The organism is Streptomyces longhuiensis (assembly GCF_020616555.1).
GTDB lineage: Bacteria > Actinomycetota > Actinomycetes > Streptomycetales > Streptomycetaceae > Streptomyces > Streptomyces longhuiensis.
Window position 1 is genome coordinate 7,929,719 of record NZ_CP085173.1, and the last position, 15,830, is coordinate 7,945,548.

Sequence of the window (15,830 nt, forward strand, 5' to 3'; positions counted from 1 at the left end):
CTTCGGGTCCAGTTACGCAGCCCCGCCGCCTCATGCGGCCTATGCACCTTATGTCCGCCCGTGTTCCGTGCGATGCCGCCTATGCGGGCAGCAGAATTCCGGATCTCGGCGATTGAGCAAAGTGCGCCGAGCCGCGATAGACAGGGGCCTCCCTTCTTGCCAGGCGCCATGCCAATGGCGCCTGGGTGAGTCCACCCTGCCCCGGGCAGTTGACCGGTCCCTGCCTCCTGGAGAAACGTGATGCGAGCCCGATCTCCCCGTGAACTCGCCAGGCTTCCGTACGCACACCGCCTGACGCCGTTCACCGGGGCAATGGAACGAGAGGGCACCTACGAGTGGCTTCACTTCGACGGCTGCGTTCTCGAGGACGTAGATGGCGGAAGCTCCGGCTTCACCGAGTCCGCGTTCTCCGCAGTGACTTTGACTCGTGGCCGCTACCGGCGCTCCCAGTTCGACGACGTCTGGCTGAACACCGTGCGCATGGTGGGGACCGACCTCGCAGAGACCACCTGGATGGACAGCGAGTGTGGCGACGTGGTCCTCGCCGGCACGGAACTCTCCGGCTCCCACATGAACCGCGTCGCTTTCTACAACTGCAAGTTCGACTCGGTGAACGCCCGTATGGCCAAGCTGAGGAATGTCTCGTTCGTGGACTGTCTCCTGCGCGACGTCGACTTCGGCGGAGCCGTGCTCACCAACATCACCTTCCCCGGCTCGACCCTGGACCGAGCACACTTCGACAACGCCAAGATGACGAAGGTCGACCTGCGGGAGGCTGCCGGGCTGAGTATCGCTTCCGGGCTCGAAGCCTTGAAGGGCGCGACGATCAGTACCCATCAGCTCCTGGACCTGGCACCAGCACTGGCCCAGGTCCTCGGTCTCACGGTGAGAGACGCGTAGATGCGTGCACCAGCGTGCCGGCCGTCAGCGGGCAGGCGGGGCGAGCGAGGTCAGGTCGAGGGTGAAGAACAGGCCCGGCTGGATGAGGGCGGCCCTCGGTCCTTCTTCGTCGATGACGACGGGCGGCGCGTCGTCGGGTCACGGGTCCCGGGCGGGCTGAGCGGTGCCGTGCAGGACATCGAACTCGAAGCGGGACGCCTCGTCCGGCGTCTTGCTGGGGATGTGCCGGGCGACGCTCGGGTCGGGTGCGATGCGCAGCACCGGCACGGCGAGGTAGGACCACGGGTACTTCGCGTTCGTGGTCGGCGTCCAGGACTACTTGTAGGCGGTGGGGCGGGAGATGCCCATTTCCTTTGCGACGTGGGCGATCGGCCGGCCGGAGCAGACGCGGTCGACCAGGATCCGCCTGCCGTGAAGGGTCAGCCGGGCGTTACGGTGGGGCATGAAGGCCTCCGTGTGGTGCGGTCCTAGACAGCTCCACCACATCGGAGGTCTTCGCCATTCATCAAGACCCACACGTCAACAACGCTCATGCTCAATACACCTAGCGGCTGGCACGATCGGCCACCGAAAACCTCCTTAATGGAGTGTCAGCACGTTTCGGCCGCCCGGCCCGCTCAGCGCGTCCACCCATGACGCAGCCCCGCACCACGACGAGCCCATCGCCGCTGCCGGCTACTGTCTGGCTGCCCGGCCCTCGCGACTCGGAGATCTCGCCCACGGCTCCGGCGGTCCTGCCCTCTTGGGCCATCGACAAGATCCGCACGGAGTTCACCCGTCGTCCGGGACGCACGCCCGCCCCGCTCCTGCGCCTGGCCATCAGCGACACAGACGAGGGCATGGACGCCCGGACCCCGTGCACGCAGGACACCGACCCCGTCCACCCGCACAACGCATCACACAGCACGCCGGTGCTCCTCGCGGAACTCCACCCCGCCACCCTCCCCATGGCCGAGGTGCACAGCCGGTACGGCAGCGATGAACAAGGCGCCATCGACGACGCCTGGCCCGGCTTCTTCCACCGCGCTCACCGCCTCCTACGCGGAAACGGCCTCCTGCTGCTCGCCACCCGCCAGCGCCGTGACGCCGACCGGCTGACCGACCCACTCGGCCTGCTCGTCGCGGCCGCCCGCACTGCCGGATTCCGCTACCTCCAGCACATCGTGATCGTCCACGGCCACCCGGTCGGCGACCGCATCGTGCCCGCCCCACCCGACGACGCCCCGCCCGGGCTCATCCACAGCGACCTGCTCGTCTTGCGTGCGCAAGGGAGTCGGCCATGAACCCGAGCCCGCACTCAGTGTGGAACACCGCCCCCACCTCCGCCCCTGCCCAGCGCAAGGGACGCTACGTGCCTGGCTCCGCGGCCCACCCGGCCAAGATGCTCCCAGCGATCGCCACCCACGCCATCACCACCTACACCCGCCCAGGCGGCCTGGTCCTCGACCCGATGTGCGGCATCGGCACCACCCTCGTCGAAGCCGTCCACCTCGGCCGCCACGCCCTGGGCACCGAATACGAGCCGCAGTGGGCCGACCTCGCCGACCGGAACCTGCGCCACGCAGACCTCCAGGGCGCGCCCGGGGCCGGTTCCGTCTACCGCGGCGACGCCCGCCGCCTCACCACTCTGATCCCGGGCGCGTTCCACGGCACGGTAGACCTTGTGCTCACCTCACCCCCGTACGGGGCGAGCGTCCACGGCCAGGTCCGCTCCACCAGGGAGAGCGGCGAACGCGGCGTCGTCAAGAAGGACTACCGCTACAGCCACGACCCCGCGAACCTCGCCCACGTCGGCCTCGAAACCCTCCTTGAGGCCTTCACCGAGATCCTCACTCAGTGCCGCCACCTGCTCCGCCCGGGCGGTCACGCCGTGATCACCACCCGACCCTGGCGCGAACGCGGCGAACTCATCGACCTGCCAACCGCCGTCCTGGCCGCCGCCGAGAGCGCCGGCCTCACCCCCGTCGAACGCTGCGTCGCCCTCCTCGCTGGCATCCGGGACGGTCAACTCGTCACCCGCCCCTCCTTCTTCCAGATGAAGAACGTCCGCGACGCCCGCCGCCGCGGCCTGCCCGTCGCAGTCATCCAGCACGAAGACACCCTCGTCGTTCGACGCCCGGCCCTCCCGGCCCCGGCGAAGGGCACGCCGACTATGCACCCCGACGACGGTCCCGCTCACCCGGCACACCGCATCTGCAGTCAGTCCCTCACCCTCGGCGGGGCGGTGACCTGACCCATGGCCCGCTGCATCGCTGCACGTCGCGAAACCAGTCTGCGCATCAGCAGCCTGTGCGCCGGGGCGCCCAGGGTCGACGCCCCGTACGGCGTCCTCACCGCCGCCGGGCTCTCTTGTCCTCGAGTCTGGGTAGCTCAGTCGGCACCACGACCTCCAGGCCGGTGCGGTCGGCGAGTACCGCGACATGACGGGTGCAGTCCCCCTACCCCTGCGCTTAGAGACTGCTGCCGAATGATCGGGCGCGACGCTTTGACCCCCGACCTCCACCGCGGTAGAGCCCGGCATCGTGTGTCGTGGTGTACGTCGACATGCGCCTGTGTGCGGGTCGTGGCTCGTGCCTTCAGGAGTGCGGCATGACCTCTGGCGCCGGCGAAGTGCCGGCGCCGACGGACCGTGCGGAGGTGGACATCACCTCCCTGTTGGCGTTGCCCCCGGGCGGTGCTCCTGCCTCCTCGGACAAGCCGACACCAGCCGTCGGAACCGTGATTTGTGCTGAGCGCCGGACAACCGTGAGTTCTCGTAAGGACCAGCGCGGCTCACGTCCCTCGCCTCGAGAACAAACTCCTCGATCCGTTGGGGCCAACGACGCGGCGGACAGCAGCGGCAGCGATGTGGTGGGGCTGTTCACCGCTGAGCAGGCGGCGCAGGCGCTGCAAGTGCCGCCATCGTGGCTGCGCAAGAAGGCCGCGGCTGGTTCCATCCGGCACACGAGGATCGGCCGTCACTTGCGTTTCAGCACAAGCGACTTGCGCGCTCTCATCGCGCAGGGGCAGAGAGGTCCTGATGCCCGGAACGGGTGACGGCCCGCACACGTGATCCGCTTCCCCTTCGGCTGTTGATGGAGCGTCGATGGTCCTGCACCCGGGGCGCACATAACCCGGGTGCCTCAACGCCGGGAGGGGGTCCCCATGTGCCGCATCGGGACCCCCTCCCGAGCGCCCCACCGCATCACAACCCTCGCGCGGATGACGTGCCGCTGAGGGCGGAACCATCAGTGAGGAGAATCCAATGGCCTGGGTCGAACGCCGTGGTAACCGATACCGAGTGCGCTACTGGACACCGGACGGCCGTGCTGGTAGCGCCGGAGTGTTCCCCACATCTGATGCCGCCGCCGCGCACGCCGCCACCCTTGTCCCCAACTCCCGCACTACCCCAACACCGCCCGCATCGGGGAGCGTTGAGGCCTCCGCGCCAGCGGTCTTTGGGGCCGTCCCGGTCCGTCTCGCATTTCCACCGGCTCCTCCCGCGACTCTGCAGCTGCTCCAACCGACGCAGCACACCCAGGGGGTGTATGTGGTCCCATGGCCACCGCAGTTGCCCGTCAGCGGCGTGGGCGCGGGAGCCGATGCGGGCAGCGAGGACCGTTCCACCCTGGAGCAGGGGAGCGCACCGAGGGCCGCTGCCGCGGCTCTGCCGCCGCGTGGCTGGGCGCCCCGCCCGGAGATCGTCCGGGCCGTACCCGGCGGCCAGCGGGTCCTGTCACCGCAGGCTCTGACTCGATCGGCTGTCCTGCCCGTCCCGTTCGCACCGCCACTCACCGGGGCCGTGCTGCCTGCGCCCCCGCAATTCGAGGCACGGGAGACCCTGCTCACGGACTGGGTGCACCGCTGGTGGCTCACGCTCGACATCGGCCCCAACACTGCCTCCCACTACCGCAGTCTCCTCAAGAACCACATCCTTCCCCGCTGGGGTGCCATGCCCCTGCACCTCATTGCACCCAGCGACGTCACCGTGTGGCTCAAGTCCCTGCAACAGCGCTACGCCCGCGCCACCACCACCTCTATTGGCAAGCTCTTCGCTCTGGTCATGGCCGCCGCCGTCATCGAACGCCTCCTCCCCGACAACCCCGTACGCATCCCGCGCCAGCGCGGCCGCGAACGCCAAGGAGAGGACCAACTATGGGCTGCCGAACACGAAGTCATCACTCTGGCCCGGCGCGTCACCCACCTCGCCGACGCCAACCAGGGCCTACTCGTGATCACTGCCGCGTACACCGGCATGCGCTGGGGCGAACTCGCCGCCCTGCGCCGCCCCGCCCACAACCCCCAGGCCGCAACCCTGACCATCCACCCCAACGCGGGCAACCTCCTCGAAGTCGACGGCCGACACAGCTACGGCCCGCCCAAAACCGCCGCCTCCGTCCGCACCGTCACCCTCCCTCCCTTCCTCAACACCCTCCTCCAGCAAGACCTCGCCCACCACGACCGCGAACACCTCTTCACTAGCACCAAGGGCAAGCTCCTGCGCCGCTCCACGTTCAGCCGCCGGGTGTGGGCCCCCGCCTCCCGCGGCACCACCCTGACCGACGGCACCGCCTGGCCCGCGCTCAAACCCGGCCTCACCTTCCACAACCTCCGCCACACCCACAAGACCTGGCTCATCGAGGACAACATCCCCGAAGTAGCCCAGGCCCGCCGCCTGGGCCACACCCTCAAAGGCATCGCCGACGTCTACGCCCACGTAGCGGACAGCGTCGACGCCCGCCTCCTCGATGCCCTGGAAGCCCGCTGGCAACGCTCTCTCACCCACCACGCCTTGGCGCCCACCGCGGCCGCCCAAGATGCGCTGCAATGAGCCAGGGGATCGGGCGCAAGGGGCGGGGCACCGGTTCAGATGACATCGCACACCTGACGCGGTCATATAAATCGCTCCCCGGGGTGATCATCGTCGAGGGGGCCGTATCTGCATGATCGGCATGTGAGTTAGGGCGATCATGCGAAAAAATGTGATCAAGGCCGGTCTGATGACCGCTTCCGTTGTCCTGCTGCTCGCTCCCGCCTCCTCGGCGTCAGTACCGATGAGTGGGGACGACACCGACGGGTCGGTATCGATCTACGTCGAAGGCAAGGGACTGCACGTTGACCGCATCACTGTGTCGTCCGACAAACAGCGCAACGGTGAGAAGTTCCGCGTGTACAAGCACACGGGCAGCTCGGCCAGCAGCTCTAACGTGACCCGCTGGAAGCTGGCCAAATTCACCAGCGCCGGCATGACGAAGTTCGCCTCGGCCTCGTGGAAGATCAACCGGAAGTTCCCGAACGGGACGTGGTTGTGCGCGGTGGCCACCAAGTCGTCGGGGAACCCGTGCCTCAAGGTCCACCGCTAACCGGTGTGACCGCTCCTGAACGGGGGTGAGCCCCAGGCGGCCCGGACGGATGTGATCCGCCCGGGCCGCCGCAGGCAGGCCAGACGCCGACGCCACGATATGCCGCTGCGCCACCGGCTGACGGACTCGGAGGCGAGGTCGGCGACGCACTCGGGCAACAAGGTTGGGTTGTCGGCGAGTTTGAAATGCCAGGCACACGAGTTGAGGTCGCCCGCGCGATCGAGGTAGCCAGTCCCGAGCCAGGGCTGGGGACCGTCGGGGTTCCTGAGCGAGTACAAGCGCGTCCCGGGGACGGAGAGACGGGCGAGCGAGGAGCTGTGTCGAGAACCCTTCGGGTACGAAGGTTCCTTGTTGACGTAGGCGGCCCTCGGCGCGGGCGCCCGGCGGCGCCGATGAGACGCAGGGCGCGACGCCTGGAAACGGGCATACACATGCCTGCGCTCATCCCGTCCCCCCAAGTCTAGTCCCGGCGACTTGGATGTGAGCTTCTTCGCGAGGGTCGCCGCGACAGCTTTGGCGACGCCGACGGTGGCAGCACTGGTGGGCTCAACCGTGCACGTCAGCCTTGGTGCTCGTCGGTGCACACGGGGCCTTCGGGTCGAATATCTCTCCGACGGTTCTCATGGTGCGCGAGGGCCGCCAGCCTCGCGCGGTGATGGTGTCTGGCATGCGAGCGAATCTGGCGTACGGGCGTGATGTCGGGTGTGGGAGTGATGAGTTCGTGACCGGATGCCGTGTCACGAATTCAACACGTGACCTTCACGGCTCCCACACAACGGAGCATCATGCGCAGAGAGAGCAAAACCGCAGGGGGGACCCATGAGTAACACCACGCCGCCACCGCCGCCCGCCTTCCCGCCGCAGCCTCCGCCGGCGAAGAAGAGTCGCACGAACGCCGCCATCATCGGATCGGCCGCCGCCGTGATCGCGGCGATAGTCGCCACCGGCATCGTCGTCATCAACAGCCGTGACGACGCCAAGAGTTCAGACACGGCGAGCGCCGCCGATTCTGCTACCAGCGATGACGTGATTGCTGCCGACGAGCCGACCGAGGAGCCTGAGCCGGAGGACACTGGACCGGAGGTGTTCGGCCTGAACGACATAGTCACGTACAACAACAAGGTCGAGGTCAGCCTGTCGAAGTTCTCCCGCCGCATGTCGAGCAGCACAGCCGCCCCGGAGAATACGCCGTACCTGAAGTTCGAGGTCCGAGTCAAGAACGGTGGGACATCGACCATCGACACGACGTCATTCTCCGTGAGCTGCGCGTACGGCGAGGACGGCAAGGAGGGCGAGCTCGTAATCGACTCCGAGCGCGGGGTGAACGGCGGGCCCACCACTCGGCTCCTCGCCGGCCGGTCCCTAACGGTGACCTGGGGGTGCGTGCTGCCGAAGTCGGAGAGGACGGTGCAGATCGAGGTGTCACCGGACTTCGAGACCGAGACAGCGATCTTCACGGGTGACGTGAAGTAGGGGGACCGCCATGCCAAGCTACAGCGACACACAGAGGGCCGTGCGGGTCGAGAAGCTCCGCATCTGGTCCGCATGGGTGTCGGGCAGTGCGATCATGCTGATCATTGTTAACACGACGAAGGATATTGCGGTCGTCAGCGTGGTCACTCAGGTGTTGCTCGTCGCAGTCGGCATCCTCGCCACGATTGCGGCTGTGCGGATGACGAACGCGTTGAACCGAAAGGCTGAGGCGGCACGGCGTGCTGTAGCTCGGCGAGGGCCACCCGGGCGGACAATCCAACTCACCATGGGGGCCAGGGACCTGAGACCGATGGCAGCAACCCTGCTTGCCGCCGCACTCCTCACCGCTTGCAGCTCGGGCGCCGACGAGGGCCTCGCCCAAGCCCGCGCCGCCTGCGTCGACATGGGCGCCGGGATGGGCTCCGTACCCAACACAAACACCGACGACGAAGCTCCCGTGGACTGGGCAGACGTCGCGGACGGCCTCAACGACATTGCAGATACCGCCGCGTCCGCGGCCAGCAAAGACCCTCGCTGGAACCGGCTCGCCGACAGCATGAACACGCTTCAACGCCTCATGTCAGCTCTCGCCAGTCAACAGGCCACCACCTCCGGCATCCCAGCACTGACCCCTGAGGACCAGCGACTGACCGACGAGACGCTCGACGTCGTCAACTCGGAGTGCCGCAAAGCGCGCGCCGCGTAACCCTGAGCACACCAGAGGCCCGCCCTTCCCGTGCGCATCAGGAAGGCCCGCCTCTGGCCTGCGCGCACCATCCCGCCCAGTTGCGCACCCTCGTTACCACCAGGCCGTGCCAACCAGCAACGCACCACCGGTGCCAGCCGAGCCGCCCCCACCGCCCGGCCTAGCCCGCGACTGCAAATGGCACTGCATCCGCACCCTCGACCACGCCGCCGCCCGCGACGCCCGAGCCGCCGACCTTCGCTCAACCGGCATGTCATACCGGGCGATCGGCGCCGAGGTCGGGCTCAACGAGGGCGACGCGTGGCGCGCCGTCCAGCGCACGCTGGACAGCCGTCATGAAGAGCCGGCGGAGAGCCACAGGCGCAGGCCAGGACCCCCAACTCGGGTCTTGAGTATCAGACTCGGGCTCACCGCGCCAATGGATCACGGGGCTTGTGGCCTTTGGGTGGTTCTGGGCAGGCGGGAGACTCTGTTGTGGGTCTGTGGCGCGCTATCCCCACATTCCGGCACCGATGTTGGTGATGATCTCGACCCACTCATTGTGCTCGCCGCTGAACGGGTTGGGGTCCTGGGAGCCGACCTCGTCCTTGAGGCTGTCCAGGGTCTCTTCGAGCTGCTCCATGTACTCATCGTCGTCGTCATAGTCCTCGGGCAGCCCTTGGACAATCTTCGTCAGCTCGGTGATGGTGTGCACCAGCGACGACAAGTCCTTGTGTAGCAGCACGGGGCGCATGATGCCCTCGGCGAGTTCGTACACTTCCCCGTACTGGGGGGCCATGACGATGGCACTGATCTCGAAGTTGCCCAACGTGATCCACTGGCTTGCGGCGGGAGGCAGGTCCCACTGAGTCTCGGTCTCGTCAGAGACCACGGGGCGGAAGCGAGCGGCTGCGTCGGTGAACTTGGGGAAGGAGACGAACTCGTTCTCCGGGAGCCCGACCGTGGTGAGGAATGCGAGAGTCTCACCGCTGAATCCGGCGGCCTGGGCAGCTGCCTCGGGGACCTGGTGTACGTGTTCGGCGCCGAAGGTCTGAACCAGGTCGCCGTGGGAGAGGTCGAAGATCATGTGTTCCTGCCGTGGTCCGTTCAGCCCTGGTAGGGCGTGAGCGGGGTGTGGGTCTTGTACCAGCTTTTGAGGTCTTTACGGTATTGCATGTGCTCGCCGTCGACTCTTTTCCTGTACTTGTAGTCGCTCTCGCCGGGTTCCCGCTCAAGTGACTGGTCGTAGGACTGTGAGTGCGTGACGGGAAGATCCTTGTCAAAGTACTTGGCGGTCCAGCGGTCGCAGTACGACGGTGCCTTCTGGCACGGCTCGCGCTCGGTATAGAGACTCTGGAGGCCGTCTTGCTGTTTGGCCTTGAGCAAGGGGTAGCCGACAGAGCGTTCGGAATGGACGCTCTTGCTGTAGCCGACGAGTACGAACTCGTGCCCCTTGCCGTCGTTGAAGTTGCCGGCCGCGTAGTTGTTGCCAGACCAGTCTTTGCGGGCATAGCGCGCTGCCTGTGTGGCTTGCGCGAGCTCCGTTGAGCCGGGCTTGATGGGCTTGGACTCGACGCGGTCCTTGTCGGACTCTTTGACGCCGTAAGGGTTCGGCTCACCGTCTCTGGGGCGCCAGGTCCGTGTGCCGCCGTTCTCCGTGAGCAGCATGTTGATACCGGACTTGTCGGCCTTGCTGACGGCAGACGTGGTGCCGTCAGCGTGGAGCTCGACAACCGAGCCGTCGATGTTGACCATGTACATCGGCTTGCCGGTCTCGCAGCTGTCGAGATCGGTCTTGGTCTTCTTGTCGCTCTTCTTGTGTTCCTTCTTGCTGGCGTCAATCTTGCCGCCATGCTTCTCCAGCACGTGGACGGTCTCGTCCGCCTTCTTGTCGACGGCGTCCTCGGCCTTGTCCATCACAGCGGCGAGCTTGTGGAAGCGGCTGTCCTTCTTCACGGAACCGCGGCGCTTGCCCCCGCCGGCCTTGTGCAGGCCCTTCTTCTTGTCGAAGTTCTTCTTCGTCTTGTCGTAGTCGCCTGACGCCTTGTCGAAGTCGTCGAACTCAATGACCAGGTCCTGCGCCATGTCCGCGCTGCCGGTGGCGTACTGGTCGAGCTGGTTGTCGTCGTGGGCGTCGAGGTGGTCGGTGAAGAGGTCTTCGATCTTCCCGAGGATTTTCGCCTCGATCTTGTCGGTCACGACCGAGGTGATCTCGCCGATCGCGTAGTCGATGGCTTCATGCAAGGCTATTCGGCAGGCGCCGATTGCGGCAGCGCTCAGCAGACCGCTGAGTCCCACGGTGAAGAACATGCCGATGACGCCGGCCGTGGCGGTCGCTGCCGTTGCTGTGAGCTCGGTGATACAGGCGATCTTGCAGCCCTCGACGAAGCCGGCACAGTCATCGAGGGCGTTGGCAAGGTCGTCGAGGGCTTTGATGAAGGTCGTCAGGTCTTTGGTGGTGAGCTTGCCCCAGCGTCGGTCGATCGCTTGGACCGTTTTGCCTTTGCTCTTGCCGCTGACAATGTGGCCACAGGCTCTGTTGCCTTCGGTGATGACATCGCGGAGGCCGTCAGCGAGGTCGCGGTAGTCCTTGGCGGAGCCTCGTACTTCGTCTTCGTCGATGTTTGGCCAGTTGACTCCGACCAGATCCAGCACACTTACGAGATCGTCGGGCAGCGTCTTGCCCACTTGTCATCCCCCCCGTGAGACGTCAACCCCCTTACCCTTTCCGGAATCTAAAATCTCGTCAAGATCGAAGAGCTCAGATCGAGCCACCTGTGCCACGACTCACGATGGCTGCAGGCAGACGAGCGTCTCATCCGTCCCCACAGCCAGGTGGCCCTCCCGGGTCAAGGCCACCGACTGCACCGGAGGACCAGGGCGGAATGCACGGACAGTGCCCGACTCCAGGAACACGTACTCGGCAGTCCCATCCGCCCAGCCGATGGCCAGAACGGGGCCGGAATCCACCACGTCGACAGCGGCCAAGGCCGTCACCGGGCAATTCCGAGACGTGATAGGGGCAGTGAGCGGGTCCGCGCCGGGCTGCCAGACCCGCACGTGCCCGTCGGCTCCGCCGCTGTAGACGAGTGGCGCGTGCCGCCCGTCGGCTATTGGGGCTTCAAGGACTGCGAGTGCGGTCACGCTGCCGTCGTGCAGCCTCGTGGTGAGATGCCGCTCCTCGGCACCGTCAAGGGCGTGTGCGTGAACGGATCCACGGTTGTCCGCTACAGCGAGCATGGTCGTGGACGAAGCAACGACCGTGCCGTGACGTTCCTGCAGCAGGCCGTTCGCAGTCTCCAAGAGCGCTTCCAGCGGTCGTGGACCGTTGTTGAGCAGCGCCGCGATTCCCGTGGGCTTGGGAGTGGCATATGAGCTCTGCGCGTGAAGGGCGGCGCCAAGGTCATTCAGGGCGATCACGGTGCCGTCCGAGCAGGTGCTTACCGACCGCGCCCCTCCTGGAAAGGTCGGGAGGCGTCCCCGGGACGCGCCATCGTGCAGATCGAGCACTCTCACTGTCCCCTGGTGGTCGGCGACCACCAGCGTTCCCGAGAGCGCCGAGTGGCCCACAACCATGGCGCGGGCCGGGCCAGGCCACGGTGGCCTGACGTCCCCACGGACCCGGCGCCACACCATCCGCCATGCCGATCCCGTTGCCAGTGAGCGGAGTTGGTCCGGTAGCCGGGGGTCAGCATCGTCCCCGAGCCCCGACAGCAGCGTCAGGGCCCGATCGGCAGGAGGCAGGTCACGGGTCAGCGATGGGCCGACACGCAGCCATGCGCTCCGCAGTCCTCCGTGCTCCTCCTCGGACTCTTCGAAGCGCCGGGATATCTCCCACGGGTCACTCGTGCACAACGCGGCGGCGTCATTCAGATCGACTGTCGCAGGACTCTGGCGCTCGGTTTGCGCCGCACGTGTCGTCGATGTGGGGGAGCGGGCCTCACGCCATGCCGCGTACCGGGCAGCGTCGGTCCACTGGGCATCGTCGAGGTCCATCACCGCGGGTTTCAGCGCCGAAAGGAGACCGGCCTCGGGGTGACCTGTGCGGACCTCCACCACGATTCGGATGTGAGCTAGGCGCAGGAGGTGCGTCACGAACTCGCTGACGGCCTCAGGACCCTTGGCATCATGCAGGTCAGGCAGGACCAAGACGGTGCGCCGCGCGTCGTCACCCAACTTGCTGACCAGTTCTCCTGGCGTGCGCGCAGCCAAGGACAGCTGTTCAGCCAGCGTCCAGGCTGCGGTCGTCGCGCTCTGGCCAGCGAGCGGAACGAAGCCGTGCACCCGCCGTTCCGAACGCGTGCCGGGACGCGATCCATGTCCAACGAGCCAAGCCACGAGGGCCGACTTGCCGCAGCCTTCACTGCCGGTGACCACGCACAGCCGCGGCGCATCGGGATCAGCCAGCCAGGCCAGCAGCGCCGCGCCTGCGGGTTCCCGCCCTGCTGTCGGGCGTTCCCAGGTTTCCTCTGTCACTGCTGTCCGGCCTGCTGCGCGGCGTAGGTCATGAGGTCCTTCATGCCCTGTTCACGCGAGTCCGCGGTTGCCCCGTAGTCGAAGCTGTGGGTGAACTCAGCCTGCGGGAAGGCTCTTTGCATCCACACAGCGCAGTAGTGGCCGGGCATCATGCACGGTTCCAGCTCGCAGTACACCTTCCGGACCTGGTGTGCCTCCACTCCCTCCGACTGGAGCCGCTGCCACAGCAGCTCCTCGGGGTGCGCTCTGCCGGGCGCGGTCATCTCTGTGGCGATCTGCTTCTCGCCCGCCGCGTCCGCGTACTCCATGGCCGCCGAGAAGGGGAAGTTGAGGGTGTGCCGCACGTCGTCGAGGACTCGCTGCCACCAGCTCTCCCGGTCCTCGAAAGCGGCTGGATCAATCTGGTGCAGTTCCGCGTTCAGTTCACGGAACGCGGCGGCCGCCACGGGCAAGCTCGTCGATGCCGCGATGACCGGCAGCCTCCGGTCCAGCGTGGCCAGCGCAGTGTTGAAAGCAGGGACGTCGGAGCTGACGAACATGTCCGGCTCTTCATTGCCGAGGAACACCGCCTGTACGGCGCCGTCGGGCCGCAGGCACAGGTGGGCCAGGCCGTCGGTCCCCAGTCGGAGCCAGTCACCCAGGTCGCTGCCGATGCGGGAGATCCCGTGGTGCCCAGCGAAGAGTCTGAGTGTCAGGCTGTCCGTCTGCCTCGCCGCCGCAAAGTAGGGAGAGACATGGAGCGGCACACCCGTATTCTCCAGTACGCGCAGCGCTTCTCCCGGCAGGCGGCTCTGGTAGGCATTGGGCACGGTGAAGCACCGCACGCCGTCGGGACCGAAGTGGGCGACGGACGGATCCGGGGAGGACTCGGACATCGGGTTACCTCTCACGGTGGGGGACGGTCGACATTGACCCTAGTAGGCGCGGCGCAAAGCGCTGAAACCGGATGCGAGGACCTCCACGACGAGCCCAAAGGGGAACGCTTCTCACCCGGGGCCGAGACCGGGAGACTCCCCGATACCTGGGTTGGAGTCGAACAGCTGTTGATGCCTGCGCCAGCTCCACGACCGCATCAACGCCAGGCAGCCGCTCGGAGGCCTGGAGATCGCCGCATGAGCCAGTCGTACGAAGTCCCCGAACTCACCCGCGCCGAAGTCCGGTCCGTGAGGGACAGCAACTCCCGGCCGGTCGACTGCCCGCAGTGCAAGAACGGCACGCGCATCGACCCCTGGCCTAGCCCGGCCGGCTGCAACAGCAGCTGCCGCGACAGCGACGCACGGAGCGGCTGTTCCGCGGCCACTGCACCTGTGACCGCTGTTTCTGACCCCGAAGGGAATCTCTCCGCCCGGAACGTGGAGGCCTCGCGCTTGAATCGGGAGCGGCCACCGAAGAACAGATCCGGGGCTTGCGCAATTGTGCAAAAATGATCTTGGATCTCAGTCTGACGTGCCGCACTCCGAGAGGCGACTCTGTTTCGCCCGATCGTCAGCCATCAAGCCCCCCTCCTTCTGTTGCCGGATGACCCTTTTCGAGGGCGGGCCCGCGGTCTTGCTCAGTACGCCGTTGTTCCAGCGCACCCATGCTTGGCCGTCGTTCCCCATGAAGTGCAGTCCCTGAAAAATCCAACCTGTGCGGGGCCCGGAGGGCTCGGTGAACCTCGTCGCCTTGGCGAAGGTGACAGCCTTCGGCACGCTTACGGCTGTGCACGGCGGTACAACCCCAACAAACACGTACGTGACCGAGTCGTCGTGCTTCTCTCGCCGTTGCTCGTCGTTCAGGAAGAAGGCTGCCCACACCGGGTCCAGGGAACGGTTCGCAACAACCGAGACCTTGCCATCTCCCCACATTGATACGCGTACGGCCTGGCTCCGTGCCTCCTTCTCGCCGTCCTCCTTAGACTGAGCGAGTTGATCATCTGCGACCTGGGCGGACTTGTAGGTTCCCCAGGCTGTGATTGCGAGGCTGACTGCGGCCACGACAGCCGCGAGCACGGCTGTGTGCCTGGCCCAGTCGGAGCGCTGATACCAGCGCCTGAGGCGGGCGATGCAGCCCGCCCCACGAATCCGGTTGGCGGCAGCCATAGGAGGGCGCGGAGTGACTTGCCGAACCCTCAACCGCGCTCGCCTCTGGGGCACTTGACCTCACCAATGATCGTGCTCGACCTCGTAATCCCTAGGGATTATCACGGAACTCGGCAGCCGCGTAGACGATCGAGAGTACAAGCCGCACCGACCGTTCATCCTCCGCCGGTCGTTGGCTTGACGCCGCATCGGAGGTCTGTGCTGGCCGAGCATGGGGTTGAGGAGGCTCTTCCGGGCGGCTGCGTTTCAGTCCCCATGCTCGTCGCGGCGCCGGCGGTAGTGGATCTTGGCGCCTGGTGAGGCGGTGGTTGCGGAGAAAGCCCAGAATGAGCCGGCGTGGTTGAGGCGGTCCGAGTCCCTAATGGGACTCAGTTAGGTCTTTCGGCTCGGCCTCGTTCTGGGCATGTTGGGTGGATGGACACACATGAAGTGAACCGTGTCCGGGCGAAGTTGGCGTTATACGTGGCTGACGAGTTCGCGTCGGTGCCGCGCAAGGATCAGCGAGCCAAAGGCGACTGCTACCTGCGGGGACTGACGCTGGACGGCCGCCGCAAGTCGATCCAGGCCATGGCCTCGCGGCTGCCGGACGGCAACGAACAGAACTTGCAGCAGTTCGTGAACCAGTCCAGCTGGAACCCGGTGCCGGTGCAGCGCCGGATCTGCGAACGCATGCTGCCGCTGGTCAACCCAACGGCCAGGAACTGCCGCCACGTGGTGTCGGTCTGCCGCTGGAGTGCCGGGGGTATCTTCCGGCGGCTCAGGACCCTACGGATAGTGGAAGCGCTCACGTGGTGGCCGAGCTTGAGCAGCTCACCCTGGATGCGCTGGTATCCCACGACGCGTTCTCCAGGGCGACCTGTTCAATTGAGCGTG

The 15,830-nt window shown here is 66.5% G+C and carries 14 protein-coding genes and 2 pseudogenes; 9 read left to right on the forward strand and 7 right to left on the reverse strand.

The features are described from left to right. Nucleotides 1–240 precede the first annotated feature (240 nt). A complete protein-coding gene (locus LGI35_RS36105) occupies nt 241–900 on the forward strand; it encodes a pentapeptide repeat-containing protein (RefSeq protein ID WP_227298467.1) in 660 nt (219 codons plus the stop codon). A gap of 138 nt (nt 901–1,038) precedes the next feature. Here LGI35_RS36105 and LGI35_RS46195 read toward each other — a convergent pair whose 3' ends face one another. Then, nucleotides 1,039–1,161 carry a hypothetical protein gene (locus LGI35_RS46195; RefSeq protein WP_264484695.1) on the reverse strand — a complete coding sequence of 41 codons (123 nt, stop codon included), beginning with the start codon at nt 1,159–1,161 and terminating at the stop codon, nt 1,039–1,041. Nucleotides 1,162–1,218: 57 nt separating this feature from the next. Continuing rightward, nucleotides 1,219–1,344, reverse strand: a pseudogene (locus LGI35_RS36110) (IS481 family transposase); the annotation flags it as partial. 188 nt (nt 1,345–1,532) lie between these two features. Here LGI35_RS36110 and LGI35_RS36115 point away from each other — a divergent pair. The 7 genes from LGI35_RS36115 (at nt 1,533) to LGI35_RS36145 (ending at nt 8,421) form a co-directional block, all read left to right on the forward strand. After that, entirely contained in the window at nt 1,533–2,183 is a 651-nt protein-coding gene (locus tag LGI35_RS36115) for a hypothetical protein (protein WP_227298468.1), read from the forward strand. Then, on the forward strand, nt 2,180–3,133 hold the full coding sequence (locus LGI35_RS36120; protein ID WP_227298469.1) for a TRM11 family SAM-dependent methyltransferase: 954 nt from the start codon (nt 2,180–2,182) through the stop codon (nt 3,131–3,133). Before LGI35_RS36115 ends, LGI35_RS36120 begins: the two co-directional genes overlap by 4 nt. Nucleotides 3,134–3,489: 356 nt before the next feature. Then, nucleotides 3,490–3,936, forward strand: coding sequence for a helix-turn-helix domain-containing protein (locus tag LGI35_RS36125; RefSeq protein WP_227298470.1), 447 nt, complete (start codon nt 3,490–3,492; stop codon nt 3,934–3,936). Between the two features lie 493 nt (nt 3,937–4,429). Continuing rightward, nucleotides 4,430–5,710 (forward strand): tyrosine-type recombinase/integrase, encoded by a 1,281-nt coding sequence (locus LGI35_RS36130; RefSeq protein WP_227298471.1) that lies wholly within the window; start codon nt 4,430–4,432, stop codon nt 5,708–5,710. 169 nt (nt 5,711–5,879) lie between these two features. Further along, nucleotides 5,880–6,242 carry a hypothetical protein gene (locus LGI35_RS36135; RefSeq protein WP_227298472.1) on the forward strand — a complete coding sequence of 121 codons (363 nt, stop codon included), beginning with the start codon at nt 5,880–5,882 and terminating at the stop codon, nt 6,240–6,242. 819 nt (nt 6,243–7,061) lie between these two features. Beyond that, complete coding sequence (locus tag LGI35_RS36140) at nt 7,062–7,715, forward strand: hypothetical protein (protein ID WP_227298473.1); 654 nt, start codon at nt 7,062–7,064, stop codon at nt 7,713–7,715. A 40-nt stretch (nt 7,716–7,755) separates the two neighbouring features. Next, nucleotides 7,756–8,421 carry a hypothetical protein gene (locus LGI35_RS36145; RefSeq protein ID WP_227298474.1) on the forward strand — a complete coding sequence of 222 codons (666 nt, stop codon included), beginning with the start codon at nt 7,756–7,758 and terminating at the stop codon, nt 8,419–8,421. A gap of 490 nt (nt 8,422–8,911) precedes the next feature. On the opposite strand, the gene LGI35_RS36150 is transcribed toward LGI35_RS36145, so the two are convergent. The 5 genes from LGI35_RS36150 to LGI35_RS36170 form a co-directional block, all read right to left on the reverse strand. Then, nucleotides 8,912–9,487, reverse strand: coding sequence for an SUKH-4 family immunity protein (locus LGI35_RS36150; RefSeq protein WP_227298475.1), 576 nt, complete (start codon nt 9,485–9,487; stop codon nt 8,912–8,914). Between the two features lie 20 nt (nt 9,488–9,507). Then, complete coding sequence (locus tag LGI35_RS36155; protein WP_227298476.1) at nt 9,508–11,088, reverse strand: WXG100-like domain-containing protein; 1,581 nt, start codon at nt 11,086–11,088, stop codon at nt 9,508–9,510. Between the two features lie 99 nt (nt 11,089–11,187). Further along, the gene (locus LGI35_RS36160; RefSeq protein WP_227298477.1) at nt 11,188–12,876 is read right to left on the reverse strand and encodes a WD40 repeat domain-containing protein; all 1,689 of its coding nucleotides are present in this window, start codon (nt 12,874–12,876) and stop codon (nt 11,188–11,190) included. Then, the gene (locus tag LGI35_RS36165) at nt 12,873–13,751 is read right to left on the reverse strand and encodes a nucleic acid/nucleotide deaminase domain-containing protein (protein ID WP_227298478.1); all 879 of its coding nucleotides are present in this window, start codon (nt 13,749–13,751) and stop codon (nt 12,873–12,875) included. Before LGI35_RS36165 ends, LGI35_RS36160 begins: the two co-directional genes overlap by 4 nt. Before the next feature lie 561 nt (nt 13,752–14,312). Beyond that, nucleotides 14,313–14,867 (reverse strand): hypothetical protein, encoded by a 555-nt coding sequence (locus LGI35_RS36170; RefSeq protein ID WP_227298479.1) that lies wholly within the window; start codon nt 14,865–14,867, stop codon nt 14,313–14,315. A 504-nt stretch (nt 14,868–15,371) separates the two neighbouring features. Here LGI35_RS36170 and LGI35_RS36175 point away from each other — a divergent pair. After that, a pseudogene (locus tag LGI35_RS36175) lies at nt 15,372–15,653 on the forward strand (transposase); the annotation flags it as partial. Between the last annotated feature and the right edge of the window lie 177 nt (nt 15,654–15,830).

Excerpts from the sequence above, each read along its gene's own strand:
- LGI35_RS36140 (WP_227298473.1), top strand. The coding sequence starts at position 7,062 with ATGAGTAACACCACGCCGCCACCGCCGCCCGCCTTCCCGCCGCAGCCT.
- LGI35_RS36150 (WP_227298475.1), bottom strand. The coding sequence starts at position 9,487 with ATGATCTTCGACCTCTCCCACGGCGACCTGGTTCAGACCTTCGGCGCC.
- LGI35_RS36120 (WP_227298469.1), top strand. The coding sequence starts at position 2,180 with ATGAACCCGAGCCCGCACTCAGTGTGGAACACCGCCCCCACCTCCGCC.
- LGI35_RS36115 (WP_227298468.1), top strand. The coding sequence starts at position 1,533 with ATGACGCAGCCCCGCACCACGACGAGCCCATCGCCGCTGCCGGCTACT.
- LGI35_RS36165 (WP_227298478.1), bottom strand. The coding sequence starts at position 13,751 with ATGTCCGAGTCCTCCCCGGATCCGTCCGTCGCCCACTTCGGTCCCGAC.
- LGI35_RS36135 (WP_227298472.1), top strand. The coding sequence starts at position 5,880 with ATGACCGCTTCCGTTGTCCTGCTGCTCGCTCCCGCCTCCTCGGCGTCA.
- LGI35_RS36125 (WP_227298470.1), top strand. The coding sequence starts at position 3,490 with ATGACCTCTGGCGCCGGCGAAGTGCCGGCGCCGACGGACCGTGCGGAG.
- LGI35_RS36105 (WP_227298467.1), top strand. The coding sequence starts at position 241 with ATGCGAGCCCGATCTCCCCGTGAACTCGCCAGGCTTCCGTACGCACAC.